At 70.6% G+C, this 13,666-nt stretch carries 10 protein-coding genes; 7 read left to right on the forward strand and 3 right to left on the reverse strand.

Going from position 1 to position 13,666, the window contains the following annotated elements; translation table 11 throughout:
* Window positions 1–30: 30 nt before the first annotated feature.
* Window positions 31–444: an organic hydroperoxide resistance protein gene (locus H295_RS0130110; RefSeq protein ID WP_020139062.1), complete on the reverse strand. Its 414-nt coding sequence runs from the start codon at window positions 442–444 to the stop codon at window positions 31–33.
* 103 nt (window positions 445–547) lie between these two features.
* On the opposite strand from H295_RS0130110, the gene H295_RS0130115 reads away from it, so the two are divergent.
* From H295_RS0130115 to H295_RS0130130, 4 genes are all read left to right on the forward strand, one after another.
* Window positions 548–1,018, forward strand: coding sequence for a MarR family winged helix-turn-helix transcriptional regulator (locus H295_RS0130115; protein ID WP_020139063.1), 471 nt, complete (start codon window positions 548–550; stop codon window positions 1,016–1,018).
* An 81-nt stretch (window positions 1,019–1,099) separates the two neighbouring features.
* A complete protein-coding gene (locus H295_RS0130120) occupies window positions 1,100–2,311 on the forward strand; it encodes a glycosyltransferase 87 family protein (protein WP_020139064.1) in 1,212 nt (403 codons plus the stop codon).
* Window positions 2,312–2,384: 73 nt separating this feature from the next.
* On the forward strand, window positions 2,385–3,365 hold the full coding sequence (gene galE / locus H295_RS0130125) for a UDP-glucose 4-epimerase GalE (protein ID WP_020139065.1): 981 nt from the start codon (window positions 2,385–2,387) through the stop codon (window positions 3,363–3,365).
* A 102-nt stretch (window positions 3,366–3,467) separates the two neighbouring features.
* Entirely contained in the window at window positions 3,468–4,577 is a 1,110-nt protein-coding gene (locus H295_RS0130130; RefSeq protein ID WP_078616780.1) for an endonuclease/exonuclease/phosphatase family protein, read from the forward strand.
* 270 nt (window positions 4,578–4,847) lie between these two features.
* Here the strand turns inward: H295_RS0130130 and H295_RS0130135 are convergent, their stop codons facing one another.
* Window positions 4,848–5,486, reverse strand: coding sequence for a TetR/AcrR family transcriptional regulator (locus H295_RS0130135; RefSeq protein ID WP_020139067.1), 639 nt, complete (start codon window positions 5,484–5,486; stop codon window positions 4,848–4,850).
* Between the two features lie 258 nt (window positions 5,487–5,744).
* Here H295_RS0130135 and H295_RS0130140 point away from each other — a divergent pair, with 258 nt between their 5' ends.
* Window positions 5,745–6,662, forward strand: a complete 918-nt coding sequence (locus tag H295_RS0130140) for an ABC transporter permease (RefSeq protein ID WP_020139068.1) — start codon at window positions 5,745–5,747, stop codon at window positions 6,660–6,662.
* Window positions 6,655–7,467, forward strand: a complete 813-nt coding sequence (locus H295_RS0130145; RefSeq protein ID WP_020139069.1) for an ABC transporter ATP-binding protein — start codon at window positions 6,655–6,657, stop codon at window positions 7,465–7,467. Before H295_RS0130140 ends, H295_RS0130145 begins: the two co-directional genes overlap by 8 nt.
* Window positions 7,468–7,527: 60 nt before the next feature.
* On the opposite strand, the gene H295_RS0130150 is transcribed toward H295_RS0130145, so the two are convergent.
* The gene (locus H295_RS0130150; RefSeq protein ID WP_020139070.1) at window positions 7,528–12,483 is read right to left on the reverse strand and encodes an NAD-glutamate dehydrogenase; all 4,956 of its coding nucleotides are present in this window, start codon (window positions 12,481–12,483) and stop codon (window positions 7,528–7,530) included.
* A 603-nt stretch (window positions 12,484–13,086) separates the two neighbouring features.
* On the opposite strand from H295_RS0130150, the gene H295_RS0130155 reads away from it, so the two are divergent.
* Window positions 13,087–13,653 carry a DJ-1/PfpI family protein gene (locus tag H295_RS0130155; RefSeq protein ID WP_028809878.1) on the forward strand — a complete coding sequence of 189 codons (567 nt, stop codon included), beginning with the start codon at window positions 13,087–13,089 and terminating at the stop codon, window positions 13,651–13,653.
* Window positions 13,654–13,666 lie beyond the last annotated feature (13 nt).

The following is a 13,666-nucleotide window of genomic DNA, read 5'->3' on the forward strand; positions in this document are numbered from 1 at the left end:
CGGGCGCCTGAGCGCTGCTTCGGTGCGGGGTTACTCGATGACGAGCTCGACCTCGATGTTGCCGCGGGTGGCGTTGGAGTAGGGGCAGACCTGGTGGGCCGTCTCGACGAGCTTGCGGCCGGTCTCCGCGTCCACGGTGTCGGGCAGTTCGACGCGCAGCGCGACCTTGAGGCCGAAGCCCTCGCCCTGCTTGCCTATGCCGACCTCGGCGGTGACGGCGGCGTCGCTGACGTCCACCTTGGCCTGGCGGCCGACGAGACCGAGGGCGCTGCCGAAGCAGGCGGCGTAACCGGCGGCGAACAGCTGCTCGGGGTTGGTGCCCTCTCCGTTGCCGCCCAGCTCCACCGGCGGGGCCAGCTTGAGGTCGATCTTGCCGTCGCTGGAGACGGCACGACCGTCACGGCCGTGGGTGGCGGTGGCGACTGCGGTGTAGAGCGCGTCCATGGAAATCCGTCCCTTGGGGGGTGAGTCCTTGTCGTTGCCATAAGTAGAGCACACAATTTAGTTGTGCACAACTAAATCGCGGGTAAGAGCTACCCTTGAGGACATGACCACGCCCGCGACCGACTGGCTCCGGCTCGACCAGCAGATCTGCTTCTCCCTGCACGCCGCCTCCCGCGCCTTCAACGGCGTCTACCGCGTGATCCTCAAGGACCTGGGGCTCACCTACCCCCAGTACCTGGTGATGCTCGTGCTGTGGGAGCACGGCGACCTGCCGGTGAAGGCGCTCGGCGAACACCTGCGCCTGGACTCCGGCACCCTGTCCCCCCTGCTCAAACGACTGGAGGCGGCCGGCCTGGTGCGCCGGGAGCGCAGCACGCGCGACGAACGCTCGGTCGAGGTGCGCCTCACCGACGAGGGCACGGCATTGCGGGAGCACGCGCTCCAGGTGCCCCGCCGGATCGCCGCCGCGACCGGCTGCGACGTCGACGAGATCCGCGACCTGCGCACTCGCCTGGACCAGCTCACCTCGATGCTGGACGCGGCGGCACAGAGCGAAGCCGCCGAGAGCCATTGACGCTCACCGAAACGGACACTTACCGAAAACTAGCGGCGCTTTAGGGCTTGCGCGGCATATGCCCGCCTACGATCCGCCCTGATGAGACATCCCCGTGCCGCCCTGGCCGCCGTCTGGCTCGCCACCCGGGCCCTGATGCTGTGGCTGCTCACCCTGCGCGGGTGGGACGCCGTGGGACGCGAGGTCTGGCAGCTCTACCACCACTGGTACGGGGTCCTCGCGCACGGCGCGTACCCCGTGCGCGACACGCTCTGGCAGTACCCGCCGGGCGCGGGACCGCTCCTCCTCTCCCCTGCGCTGCTGCCGGGCCTGACGTACTTCCAGGCCTTCGTCACGCTCACCCTCGCCGCGGACGCGGCCGTCGCCGTCGCGCTCACCCGCGCGGGCACCCGCCCCGGCCGCACCCTGCTCGGCGCCTGCGTCTGGATCGGCGGCCTGCCGCTCCTCCTGCACCTCCCGCTCGCCCGCTACGACGTCCAGGTCACCGCCCTCGCGGTGCTCGCCCTGCTGGCGTCGACGCGCTCCACGCGCGCGTGCGGGGCGCTCGCGGCACTCGGCGCCCTGGTCAAGGTGTGGCCGGTCCTGCTGCTGACGGGCCTTCCCCGGGGGCGGGCGACCCGGTCGGCCTGGACCGCGGCCGCGGTGACCGGCACGACCGTGCTCGCGCTCCTCGTGACCCTCTTCGACCATCCCTTCGCGTTCCTGCGCCAGCAGGGCGGCCGGGGCGTGCAGGTCGAGTCCTTCGGCGGCACCCTCCTCGCCCTGGCACGGCACGCGGGCTGGCCGGGGAAGGTGCGGTACCGGTACGGGGCGCTGGAGTACACGGGGCCGTACGTCTCCACGGTCGCGCACGCCTCGCTCGCGCTGACGGTCGTGGCGCTCGGTCTGGTGCTGCTGTGGCGGGCCAGGGCCCGGCGCTGGGGCGAGGCCACGCCGTACGACGCGGCCCTGTCGGCCGTGCTGCTGTTCACCGTGACCAGCCGGGTGATCAGCCCGCAGTACATGATCTGGCTGCTGGGCCTGGCCGCCGTGTGCCTGACGTCCCGGCACACCACCCAGCGGCCGGTCGCCGCGCTGGTCGTGGCGGCGACGGCGGTCAGCGCCGTGGTGTTTCCAGTCCTGTACGACCAGGTCGCGGCCGCCACCTGGACGGGCTGCGCGCTGATGGTCCTGCGCAACGGGCTCCTGGGCGCGGCCGCCGTGCTGTCCTTCACGCGCGTGTGGCGCTCGACGACGGCCCCCCGGCCCGTCCCCGGCGTGCGTACGCCCGAGCCCGAGCGCCTGCTTCACTGATACGCGGACGCGGACACGCGGACACGAACACGGACACGCGGACACGAGGCAACCGACGAGGGGACGGCCGTACATGACCTGGCTGATCACCGGCGGCGCCGGCTACATCGGGGCGCACGTCGTGAGGGCGATGACCGGGGCGGGCGAGCAGGCGGTCGTGTACGACGACCTGTCCACCGGCATCGCCGAGCGGGTGCCGGAGGACGTGCCGCTGGTGGTGGGCTCCACGCTGGACGCCGAACGGGTCGCGCACACCCTCGCCGACCACGAGGTCACGGGGGTGGTCCATCTGGCGGCGAGGAAACAGGTGGGCGAGTCGGTGGACCGTCCCCTGCACTACTACCGGGAGAACGTCGAGGGTCTGCGCGTCCTCCTGGAGGCGGTGACGACCGCGCGGGTCCCCTCCTTCGTCTTCTCGTCCTCGGCGGCCGTCTACGGCACGCCCGACGTCCCGCTGGTGACCGAGCAGACCCCGTGCGCGCCGGTGTCCCCGTACGGCGAGACCAAGCTGGCCGGGGAGTGGCTGGTGCGTGCCACGGGCCGCGCGACGGGCCTGTCCACGGCGTCCCTGCGCTACTTCAACGTGGCGGGCGCCGCGGCCCCCGAGCTGGCCGACACGGGCGTCTTCAACCTGATCCCGATGGTCTTCGAGAAGCTCACGGAGAACGCCGCGCCCCGCATCTTCGGCGACGACTACGACACCCCCGACGGCACCTGCGTGCGCGACTACATCCACGTCAGCGACCTCGCCGAGGCCCATGTGGCCGCCACGCGCGCCCTCCAGTCGTCCCCCGGCCGCGACCTCACCGTCAACATCGGGCGCGGCGAGGGCGTCTCCGTGCGCGAGATGATCGACCGCATCAACGCCCTCACCGGTCACGACCGTCCCCCGGCCGTCGCCCCCCGCCGCCCCGGTGACCCGGCCCTGGTCGTGGCCTCCTGCGACCTGGCGGCGACCGAACTCGGCTGGAAGGCCAAGCACGACGTCCAGGACATGATCACTTCGGCCTGGGAGGGGTGGGTGCGGCTGCACCCGGGGGCGGGGCGGGCGTGAGCGTGCCGTCGCGCATGCGCCGACGCCACGAGCCGCCACATGTCGTCCGCGTATCGAAAATCGCATACGCGCCGGCAACACCCAGCCGTCTTCACTTCCGGTATGCCTCGAACCCAGCCCTCAGCACCAGCGACGCCCGGTCGGGTCCGCCGACTCCTCGACGAGGTCCGGCCGGCCGTCGCAGCGGCGAAGCAGCGGCGGCCCGAGGGAGACTCCCGGCTGCCCGAGGGCGGTTCCCGAACCGGCCCGTGGCGGCGCGGCCCCGTCCTCACGGTGTGCGCGCTGCTGCTCGGTCTGCTGCTGCCGCTGCACGGGACGCTCACGGACCGCGCCGGGCTCGGCAGTCTGGTGGAGACCTTCCTGCCCTGGTTCGGCCTGTTCGTGCCGGTCCTGCTGGCCGGGGCCCTGCTGCGACGCTCCGCCACCGCGCTCGTCGCGCTGCTGCTGCCGGTCACGATGTGGCTGCACCTCTTCGGCGGGCTGCTCGGCGACCGGTCCCAGGAGGGCGGTGACCTCACCGTGGTCAGCCACAATGTCGCCGCGGAGAACCGCGACCCGGTCGGCACCGCCCGCGAACTGGCCGCCTCCGGCGCGGATCTGCTGGCGCTGGAGGAGCTCACCGACCGGGCCAGGGGCACGTACGAGAAGGCGCTCGCGAAGGCGTACCCGCACCACGTCGTGCGGGGCACGGTCGGGCTGTGGAGCAGGCTGCCGCTGTCGGACACCCGGCCGGTCGACGTCCTGCGGGGCATGGCCGGCCCCCTGGCCGAGACGCTGCGGCCCGAGGACATGCCGGTGGAACCGCCCCGTGCGCTGCGCACCACGGTGGCCACCGGGAAGGGGCCCTTGGCGGTGTACGTGGCGCATCTGGGATCCGTGCGGGTGACGGCCGGGTCCGGTTTCTGGACGGACTCGCGGGACGCGGGTGCGACCAAGCTCGCCGCGGCCGTCGCCGCCGAGCACGACAAGCGGGTCCTGGTGCTCGGTGACTTCAACGGCACCACGGACGACCGGGCCTTCGACGGCCTCACCTCCCGGCTGCGCTCGGCTCAGGACGTGGCCGGGGCCGGGTTCGGCTTCAGCTGGCCCGCGCGCTTCCCGGTCGCGCGGATCGACCAGATCCTGGTCCGCGGGGTGGAGCCGAAAAGCGCGTGGCTGCTGCCGGCCACGGGGAGCGACCATCTGCCGGTGGCGGCGCGGATCGGCTGGTGACGGGAGACTCGACTGGAGCGGCGAGCTCGGCGGACGGCTCAATCCGCCGACGGCCCGTCTCAGGTCACGGGGCGCGTTCGCGATCCGACCGGGGCCGACGATGGTGACCGACACCCGCGCGAGCAGCGGACTCGAGAGCGCGGGCCGGCTGCCACAGAGCCCGCGGGACGGGGTCGGGGTGGGGCATCCGCAGTGACGCGCGCGAGTGGTGGCCTTGCGCCCTCGCCAGACCCTCGCCCCCGTAGGGACACGGGCCGCCCGGCGCAGCGCTCAGAGCGCCTTCAACGCCTCCGTGGTCGCGTGCGCCAGCGCCGCGAGGTAGCCCTTGGGCAGCTTCGGGCTGCGGATCACCACGGAACGCCAGTACAGAGGGCCCGAGATCAGGTCGAGGGCCAGTTCGTCGTTGAGGCCGGGCCTGATCTCACCGCGTTGCTCCGCCGCCACGATGATCTTGCTGGCGACGCCCTCCTGGCCCTTCTGCAAGGCGTTCTGGAGGGCTTCGGCGATCTCGGGGTTACGGGCCGCCTCGGCCTGGAGGTCCGGGAGGATCTGCGAGGCCACGGGGTGCCGCAGCGCCCTCGACGTGACCTCGTACAGCATCCGCAGGTCGTCCTGGAGCGAGCCCGTGTCCGGCACCGGCAGGCCCATCACCGCGATCTCCGAGACGACGTCGAGGACCAGGTGCAGCTTGGAACGCCAGCGGCGGTAGACCGCGGTCTTGCCGACGCCCGCGCGGCGCGCGATGCCCTCGATCGACATCCGCGCGTACCCGACGGCCGCGAGCTCCTCGAAGACGGCCGCCCGGATGGCTTCCGTCACGTCCTCGCGGAGAACGGCGGCTCCGGCCGGGGCACGGCGGCGCGGACGGGTCTGCGGCGCGTCGGCGTTGGTCGTCATGCGGACCAGCATAGGGCGTAGCGACGAAACGGACTCGTTCCGACGCATGCGGTCACGACGAAACGGTTGCGTCCTCACGCGCGAGGTCACGACGAAACGGTTGCGTTCCGACGCTCACTCGTCCTACGCTCACGTTGCGACGATACGGTCCCGTCCCGACGTAAGAGAACGTAAAGAGTCACGTAAGAAAACATCGGGTGCCGGACCCACCCGCCGCACAAACACCACGCACCGACGCACCACCCCACCCCCCGAGCGAAAGCAGCGGATGTGAGCCAGGTCCTCGACACACCGCCCCCCACAGCGGCCCCGGCCGACGGCGACCTCGCGGCCCTTGCCGCCCGTCACGGCCTCGCGGTCAGCGGTGCCCGTCCCTCCCTGCCCGTGTACGTCCGAGAGCTGTGGGCGCGGCGGCACTTCATCACCGCGTTCGCCACCGCCAAGCTCACCGCGCAGTACAGCCAGGCGAAGCTGGGCCAGGTCTGGCAGGTGATGAACCCCCTGCTGAACGCGGCGGTCTACTTCTTCATCTTCGGTGTGCTGCTGGGCACCAAGAAGGGCGTGCCGGACTACATCCCGTTCCTGGTGACGGGCGTGTTCATCTGGACGTTCACCCAGAGCTCGATCCTGGCGGGCACCCGCGCCATCTCGGGCAACCTGGGCCTGGTGCGGGCGCTGCACTTCCCGCGGGCCGCGCTGCCCATCTCGTTCTGCCTCCAGCAGCTCCAGCAGCTGCTGTTCTCGATCGGCGCGCTGGTCGTCATCCTGCTCTGCTTCGGCGTGCCGGTCAGCGCGTCCTGGCTGCTGGCGATCCCGGCGCTGGTCCTCCAGTTCACCTTCAACGCCGGTGTCTCCATGGTCATGGCGCGGATGGGCGCCAAGACGCCCGACATCGCCCAGCTGATGCCGTTCATCCTGCGCACGTGGATGTACGTGTCCGGCGTGATGTGGAGCATCGACAAGCTGGCCAAGGGCCACCACGACTGGCCGCACTGGGTGGTCCCGGTCCTCCAGGCCAATCCGGCCGCCGTCTACATCGACCTGATGCGCTACGCCCTGATCGACAGCTTCCACTCCAGCCAGCTGCCGCATCACGTGTGGCCGATCGCGGCGGGCTGGGCGCTGGTCGCCGGCATCGGCGGCTTCATCTACTTCTGGAAGGCTGAGGAGACGTACGGCCGTGGCTGACATCGAGAACGAGCTGATCCCCACCGTCGTCGTCGACGGCGTCGACATCGTCTACCGCGTCAACGGCACCGGCGCCGGCAAGGGCTCCGCCACCGCCGCCCTCAACCGCATGCTGCGCAGGGGCCAGGCCGAGAAGGCGGCGGGCGTCCGCAAGGTGCACGCCGTCAAGAACGTCTCCTTCGTCGCGTACAAGGGCGAGGCCATCGGCCTGATCGGCACCAACGGCTCCGGCAAGTCGACTCTGCTCAAGGCGGTCGCGGGCCTGCTCCCGGTGGAGAACGGCCGCATCTACACCGACGGCCAGCCCTCCCTGCTCGGCGTCAACGCGGCCCTGATGAACGACCTCACGGGCGAGCGCAACGTCCACCTCGGCGGCCTCGCCATGGGCATGTCCCGCGAGCAGGTCAGGGACCGCTACCAGGAGATCGTCGACTTCTCCGGCATCAACGAGAAGGGCGACTTCATCACCCTCCCGATGCGCACCTACTCCTCCGGCATGGCGGCCCGCCTGCGCTTCTCCATCGCCGCCGCCAAGGACCACGACGTGCTGCTGATCGACGAGGCGCTCGCGACCGGCGACCGCTCCTTCCAGAAGCGCTCCGAGGACCGCATCCGCGAACTGCGCAAGCACGCGGGCACGGTGTTCCTGGTCAGCCACAGCAACAAGTCCATCCGCGACACCTGCGACCGCGTCCTGTGGCTGGAGCGCGGCGAACTGCGCATGGACGGCCCGACCGAGGAAGTCCTGGCCGCCTACGAGGACTTCACGGGCGGCCCGGACAAGGCCGCGCCCAAGGCGGCCTGAAGGGGCACGACTGAGGGCGCCCGGGACGTCACCGCCCCGGGCGCCCTCGTCGTCGTACGGCTACGAGTGCTGGCGCAGCAGCGTCCTCATCGTGCGCATCGCCACCGAGAGGTTGGCGAGGTCGAAGGAGTCCGAGCCCTGGATCTCCTCCAGGGTGACGCGCGCCCGGCCGAGGATCGGGGCGTTCTTCTCCTCCCAGGCCTTGAAGCGCTGTTCGGGGGTCGAGGTGCCGTTGCCCACCGCGAGCACGTCGGCGGTCAGCGCGGAGTGGGCCGCGTAGAGGTCCTCGCGGATCGACGCGCGGGCCATGGACTGCCAGCGGTCGGCGCGCGGGAGCTCGATGATGCGGTCCATGAGCTGGGAGATGTGGAGGCGGTCGGCGAGGTCGTAGTAGACATCGGCGACGTCCATCGGGTCCCGGCCCATGCGGTCGGCCACCGAGACGATGTCCAGTGTCGGGAAGGCGGAGGAGAACCCGGCCACGCGCGTGGCGAGTTCGTCCGGGACACCGGCGCCGGTCAGCTCGTCGTAGATCTTCTGGTACCACTCCAGGTCGGCGCCCCGCAGCAGCTTCGGCAGCTGCGACCACACCAGTTCGACGCGGTCGCCGAAGAATTCGACGGTCTCGGCGAGCTGGAGCGGCTGCGGCCGGTTGTTGAGCAGCCAGCGCGTGCCGCGTTCGACCAGGCGCCGCGAGTGCAGCCGGATCCGGGTCTGCACGGCCGCCTCGACCCGGTTGTCGAGCGCCTCGACGCCGTCCCACACCACACCGGAGCGGAAGATGGCGCGGGCCACGGTCTGCGCCCGGACGATCTCCTCCAGGGAGGCGCCGGTCTCCTCGCGCAGGCGGTGCAGATAGGTCGTACCGCCGGTGTTGACGGTGTCGTTGACCAGGACGGTCGTGGTGATCTCGCGGTGCAGCGGGTGGCTGTCGATGTGCTCGGGGAACTTCTCGCGCAGCGCGGTCGGGAAGTACGCGTGCAGCAGGGTGCGCAGGTACGGGTCGTCCGGGAGGCCGGTGTGCAGGAGCTCGTCGGCGACGGTGATCTTCGTGTACGCCAGCAGGACGGCGGTCTCCGGGCCGGTCAGGCCCTGTCCCTGGGCGAGGCGTTCGCGGATCTGGCGGTCGGTGGGCAGGAACTCCAGGGCCCGGTCGAGGTGGCCCTCGCGCACCAGGTGCTTCATGAAGCGCTGCTGGGCGTGGAGCATGTCCTTGGACTGGGCGAGCGCGTTGGCGATGGCGGTGTTCTGCGCGTAGTTGTTGCGCAGCACCAGGCGGCCGACCTCGTCGGTCATCTCGGCGAGCAGCTTGTTGCGCTGCTTGACCGTCATGTCGCCTTCGGTGACCAGGCCGTTGAGCAGGATCTTGATGTTCACCTCGTGGTCGGAGGTGTCCACGCCGGCGCTGTTGTCGATGGCGTCGGTGTTGATCTTGCCGCCGTGCAGCGCGAACTCGATCCGGCCGAGCTGGGTCAGGCCCAGGTTGCCGCCCTCTCCGACGACCTTGACGCGCAGGTCGGCGCCGTCGACGCGGATCGGGTCGTTGGCCTTGTCGCCGACGTCCGCGTGGGTCTCGGTGGAGGCCTTCACATAGGTGCCGATGCCGCCGTTCCACAGCAGGTCCACCGGCGCCTGGAGGATCGCCTTCATCAGGTCGGCCGGGGTCATCTTCGTGACCTTGTCCTCGATCCCGAGGGACTCGCGGATGTGGGCGTTGACCGGGATGGACTTGGCGGTACGGGGGAAGACGCCGCCGCCGGCCGAGATCAGCTCGGCGTTGTAGTCCGCCCAGCTGGACCTCGGCAGCTCGAAGACGCGGCGGCGCTCGGCGTAGGAGGTGGCCGCGTCGGGCTTCGGGTCGATGAAGATGTGCCGGTGGTCGAAGGCGGCGACCAGGCGGATGTGCTCGCTCAGCAGCATGCCGTTGCCGAACACGTCACCGGACATGTCACCGATGCCGACGACGGTGAAGTCCTCGGACTGGGTGTCGAGGTCCAGTTCGCGGAAGTGCCGCTTGACGGACTCCCAGGCACCGCGGGCGGTGATGCCCATGCCCTTGTGGTCGTAACCGGCCGAGCCGCCGGAGGCGAAGGCGTCGCCGAGCCAGAAGTTGTAAGACTCCGCGACCCCGTTGGCGATGTCGGAGAAGGTGGCGGTGCCCTTGTCGGCGGCGACGACCAGGTAGGTGTCGTCCTCGTCGTGCCGTACGACGTCGGCGGGCGGGACGACTTCACCGGCGACCATGTTGTCGGTGATGTCGAGCAGCGCCGAGATGAACACCTTGTAGCTGGCGATGCCCTCGGCCAGCCATGCCTCCCGGTCCACGCTCGGGTCGGGCAGCTGCTTGGCGACGAAGCCGCCCTTGGCGCCGACCGGCACGATGACGGTGTTCTTCACCATCTGCGCCTTGACCAGGCCGAGGATCTCGGTGCGGAAGTCCTCCCGCCGGTCGGACCAGCGCAGGCCACCGCGCGCGACCTTGCCGAAGCGCAGGTGCACGCCCTCGACGCGCGGCGAGTAGACCCAGATCTCGAACGCCGGGCGCGGGGCCGGCAGGTCCGGGATGGCCTGCGGGTCGAACTTCATGGAGACGTAGTCGTGCGGCTTGCCGCCCGCGGCCTCCTGGAAGAAGTTGGTGCGCAGGGTCGCCTTGATGACGGTCAGGAAGGACCTGAGGATCCGGTCCTCGTCCAGGCTCGCGACCTGGTCGAGGGCGGCGTCGAGCTCCTCCAGGAGGGCGTCGACCAGTTCGTGACCGGCGCGCTGGCGGTCCGGCGACATCCGCGCCTCGAACAGGGAGACGAGCAGCCGGGTGGTGTGGACGTTGTGGCGGAGGGTGTCCTCCATGTAGTCCTGCGAGAAGGTCGAGCCCGCCTGGCGCAGGTACTTGGCGTACGCCCGCAGCACCATCGCCTGACGCCAGCCGAGCCCGGCGCTCAGCACCAGGGCGTTGAAGCCGTCGTTCTCCGCCTTGCCGGTCCAGGTGGCGGCGAACGCCTCCTGGAAGCGCTCGCGGCCGTCGTCGCCGTGGTAGTCGCCGCCGTTCTGCGACGTGGGCATGCGCAGGCCGAAGTCGTAGATCCAGGCGACACTGCGGTCCGCGCACCGCAGTTCGTACGGCCGCTCGTCCGTGACCTCGACGCCGAGCCGGGTCAGCACCGGAAGCACCGCGGACAGGGAGATCGCGTCGCCCTTGCGGTAGATCTTGAAGCGGCGCTCCTCGGGGGCGGCGCCGACCGGTTCGTACAGGCTCAGGGCGAAGTCGTGGTCCTCGTCCTCGGCGAGCTTCTCGATGTGGACGAGGTCGGCGACCGCGGAGCGCGGGGTGTGGTCGGCCTTGTAGCCCTCGGGGAAGGCGTTGCCGTAGTGGCGGATCAGCTCCGCGGCACGCTCCTCGCCGAGCTCGGCGTTGAGCGCCTCGGCGAAACCGTCGGCCCAGGAGCGGGCGGCCTCGACCAGGCGGGCCTCGATGCGCTCCTTGTCGCCGTCGCTGAGCTGCGGCAGCTCGGTGCCCTGCGGGACCCGGACCACGAAGTGCAGCCGGGACAGGATCGACTCGGTGTTCCAGGCGGTGAAGTCGACGCTGGTGCCGTCGAGTTCCTCCTTGAGGATGTCGATGATCCTCAGGCGCACACCGGTGGTGTAGCGGTCGCGGGGCAGGTAGACGAGGGCCGAGTAGTAGCGGCCGTACTCGTCCTGACGCAGGTACAGGCGCAGCCGGCGCCGCTCCTGGAGGTACAGGACGGAGGTCGCGATGGACTCCAGCTCGTCGGCGGGGGTCTGGAAGAGCTCGTCGCGCGGGTAGGTCTCCAGGATCTGGAGCAGGTCCCGGCCGTCGTGGCTGTTGGGCGAGAACCCGGCCCGCTCCAGCACTTCGTCCACCTTGCGCCGGATGACCGGAACCCGGCGCACCGATTCGGTGTACGCGGCGGAGGAGAACAGACCGAGGAAGCGCCGCTCGCCGACGACATTGCCGTCCGCGTCGAACTTCTTGACGCCGATGTAGTCGAGGTACGACGGCCGGTGCACGGTCGCCCGGCTGTTGGCCTTGGTCAGCACGAGCAGGTTGTGCTCACGGGCCTTGGCGCGGGCGTCGGCGGGCAGCCGCTCGAAGGACGGGCTGACCGGGTGGCCCTCCTCCCCGGCGTGGTGCGGGTCGGAGCGCAGGATGCCGAGGCCGGTGCCGGGGACGGCGGCGAGGGAGTCGTCCTCGCGCAGCTGGTACTCGCGGTAGCCGAGGAAGGTGAAGTGGTCGGCGGCCAGCCAGCGCAGCAGCTCGCGGGCCTCCTCGATCTCGCTGTCGCGCAGATCGGTGGCGACGGGCTCGGCGGGCAGCTCGTCGGCCATCCGCAGGGCCGCGTCCCGCATCTTCTCCCAGTCCTCGACGGCCTCGCGGACGTCGGACAGCACGCGCAGCAGGTCGTTGGTGATCTGCTTCAGGTCGGAGCGGTCGGTCTCCCGGTCGATCTCGACGTGGATCCAGGACTCGGTGTGCGCGTCGTGCGGGAGATCCCGGGCGGCCGGCGGGACGGTGAGGATCTCGATCAGCTTGCCGGTGACGTCTCGGCGGACGACGACCTGGGGGTGGATCACGACATGGATGCCGCGCCCCTGCCGGGTCAGCTCGTTGGTGACGGAGTCGACGAGGAAGGGCATGTCGTCGGTGACGACCTCGACGACGGAGTGGGTGCACGTCCACCCGTTCTCCTCCACCGTCGGCGTGTGGACCCGCACATTGGCCGTACCCTGCGGGCGCGTCTCGCCCAGCCGGTAGTGCGAGAGCGCGGCGCCGTAGACGTCGATCGGGTCGCGGCCGGCGAGGTCTTCCGGGGCGGTGTGCAGGTAGTAGCGCTGGAGGAACGCGAGTACGGTCTCGCTGTCCGGGGTGCCCGGGGTGCGGGGAGTGTCCTCGTCGGTCGTCCCAGTCGGTAGGTGCCCCCCGACCGGGCTGTTCTCAGCTACCCGTGCAGCCCTTTCGAGCAGCTCGGCCTTTGCTTCGTCCAGCTTGGTCTGCATTGTCCTCTGACTCCTGTCGCGCGCCGTTGCGTGACGTAGAAGGAAGTACGGTCTCTTCTCCTGCGGCTCGACGCCACGGCCCGGGGTCTCCGGTCTGCTCCGACGCTATGCCGCAGGGTGAGATGAGCGGGGGGATATCAGCCATTCCCGACACGCTCGACGGGTGTGACGCTGCTCTCTGCCGCGTCGCTGACGAGGGTGTAAGCGGCGTCATGAGGGCCCTTGCGACCCCGTCCCGCCCGCGCGGACCAGCGGCCGCCGCCCGGCCACGGAGGTGTTCCGTGCGCACCGGGCGCAGGGCGGGAGCCACAGCGCCCCCGCGAACTATCGCGCTGATCACGCCACCAAGGCTATCGCTCCTTACAGGGGGGTCGTCATGAGCCGTATGTGTACAAAACCGGGGGTGGAAGTTTGACAGTCTGCACAGGGGCGGAAGGGGCGAAGCCGTCGTAACAGGACACGCCGTCCGACGGGCCGTCCAACGTCCAGCGGACCGTCCGGCCCCTCCCCCGGCACCGGCCGCGAGTCCGTCATCCGCACCGGCGTGGCCCCGATGACGCGCACCCCCTTGGCAAGCCCGTCTCCTGGATGCACGGTGCCGACATGACAGCAAAAATCCTGATCGTCACCGGCGACGCGGCGGAGTCACTGGAGGTCCTGTACCCCTACCAGCGGCTCCGCGAGGAGGGCTACGACGTCCACATCGCGGCCCCCGCCCGCAAACAGCTCCGGTTCGTCGTCCACGACTTCGAGCCCGGCTTCGACACGTACACCGAGAAGCCCGGGTACACCTGGCCAGCCGACCTGGCTTTCGCCGAGGTCGACGCCGGTCAGTACGCCGCCCTCGTCATCCCCGGCGGCCGGGCTCCCGAGTACCTCCGCAACGACCCCGAGCTCCGCAAGATCCTCAAGTCCTTCTTCGACGCGGACAAGCCGGTCGCCCAGATCTGCCACGGCCCCCTCCTCACCGCCGCGGTCGAGGGCCTCCGCGGCCGCCGCGTCACGGCGTACCCGGCCCTGGAACCGGACATGCAGTCCGCCGGCGCGGCATTCCAGGACGCCGAGGTGGTGGTCGACGGCACCCTGGTCTCCTCCCGAGCCTGGCCGGACCACTCGGCATGGATGAGGGAGTTCCTGCGCGTCCTCAGGGCGAAGGCACCGGTGACGTAGGGGCGTCGCGGTC

The sequence above is a fragment of the Streptomyces sp. 351MFTsu5.1 genome (genome assembly GCF_000383655.1).
GTDB lineage: Bacteria > Actinomycetota > Actinomycetes > Streptomycetales > Streptomycetaceae > Streptomyces > Streptomyces griseorubiginosus.

Bases quoted from the DNA above. Each gene is read 5' to 3' on its own strand.
- H295_RS0130110 (WP_020139062.1), bottom strand. From the start codon at position 444: ATGGACGCGCTCTACACCGCAGTCGCCACCGCCACCCACGGCCGTGAC.
- H295_RS0130115 (WP_020139063.1), top strand. From the start codon at position 548: ATGACCACGCCCGCGACCGACTGGCTCCGGCTCGACCAGCAGATCTGC.
- H295_RS0130120 (WP_020139064.1), top strand. From the start codon at position 1,100: ATGAGACATCCCCGTGCCGCCCTGGCCGCCGTCTGGCTCGCCACCCGG.
- galE (WP_020139065.1), top strand. From the start codon at position 2,385: ATGACCTGGCTGATCACCGGCGGCGCCGGCTACATCGGGGCGCACGTC.
- H295_RS0130130 (WP_078616780.1), top strand. From the start codon at position 3,468: ATGCCTCGAACCCAGCCCTCAGCACCAGCGACGCCCGGTCGGGTCCGC.
- H295_RS0130135 (WP_020139067.1), bottom strand. From the start codon at position 5,486: ATGCTGGTCCGCATGACGACCAACGCCGACGCGCCGCAGACCCGTCCG.
- H295_RS0130150 (WP_020139070.1), bottom strand. From the start codon at position 12,483: ATGCAGACCAAGCTGGACGAAGCAAAGGCCGAGCTGCTCGAAAGGGCT.
- H295_RS0130155 (WP_028809878.1), top strand. From the start codon at position 13,087: ATGACAGCAAAAATCCTGATCGTCACCGGCGACGCGGCGGAGTCACTG.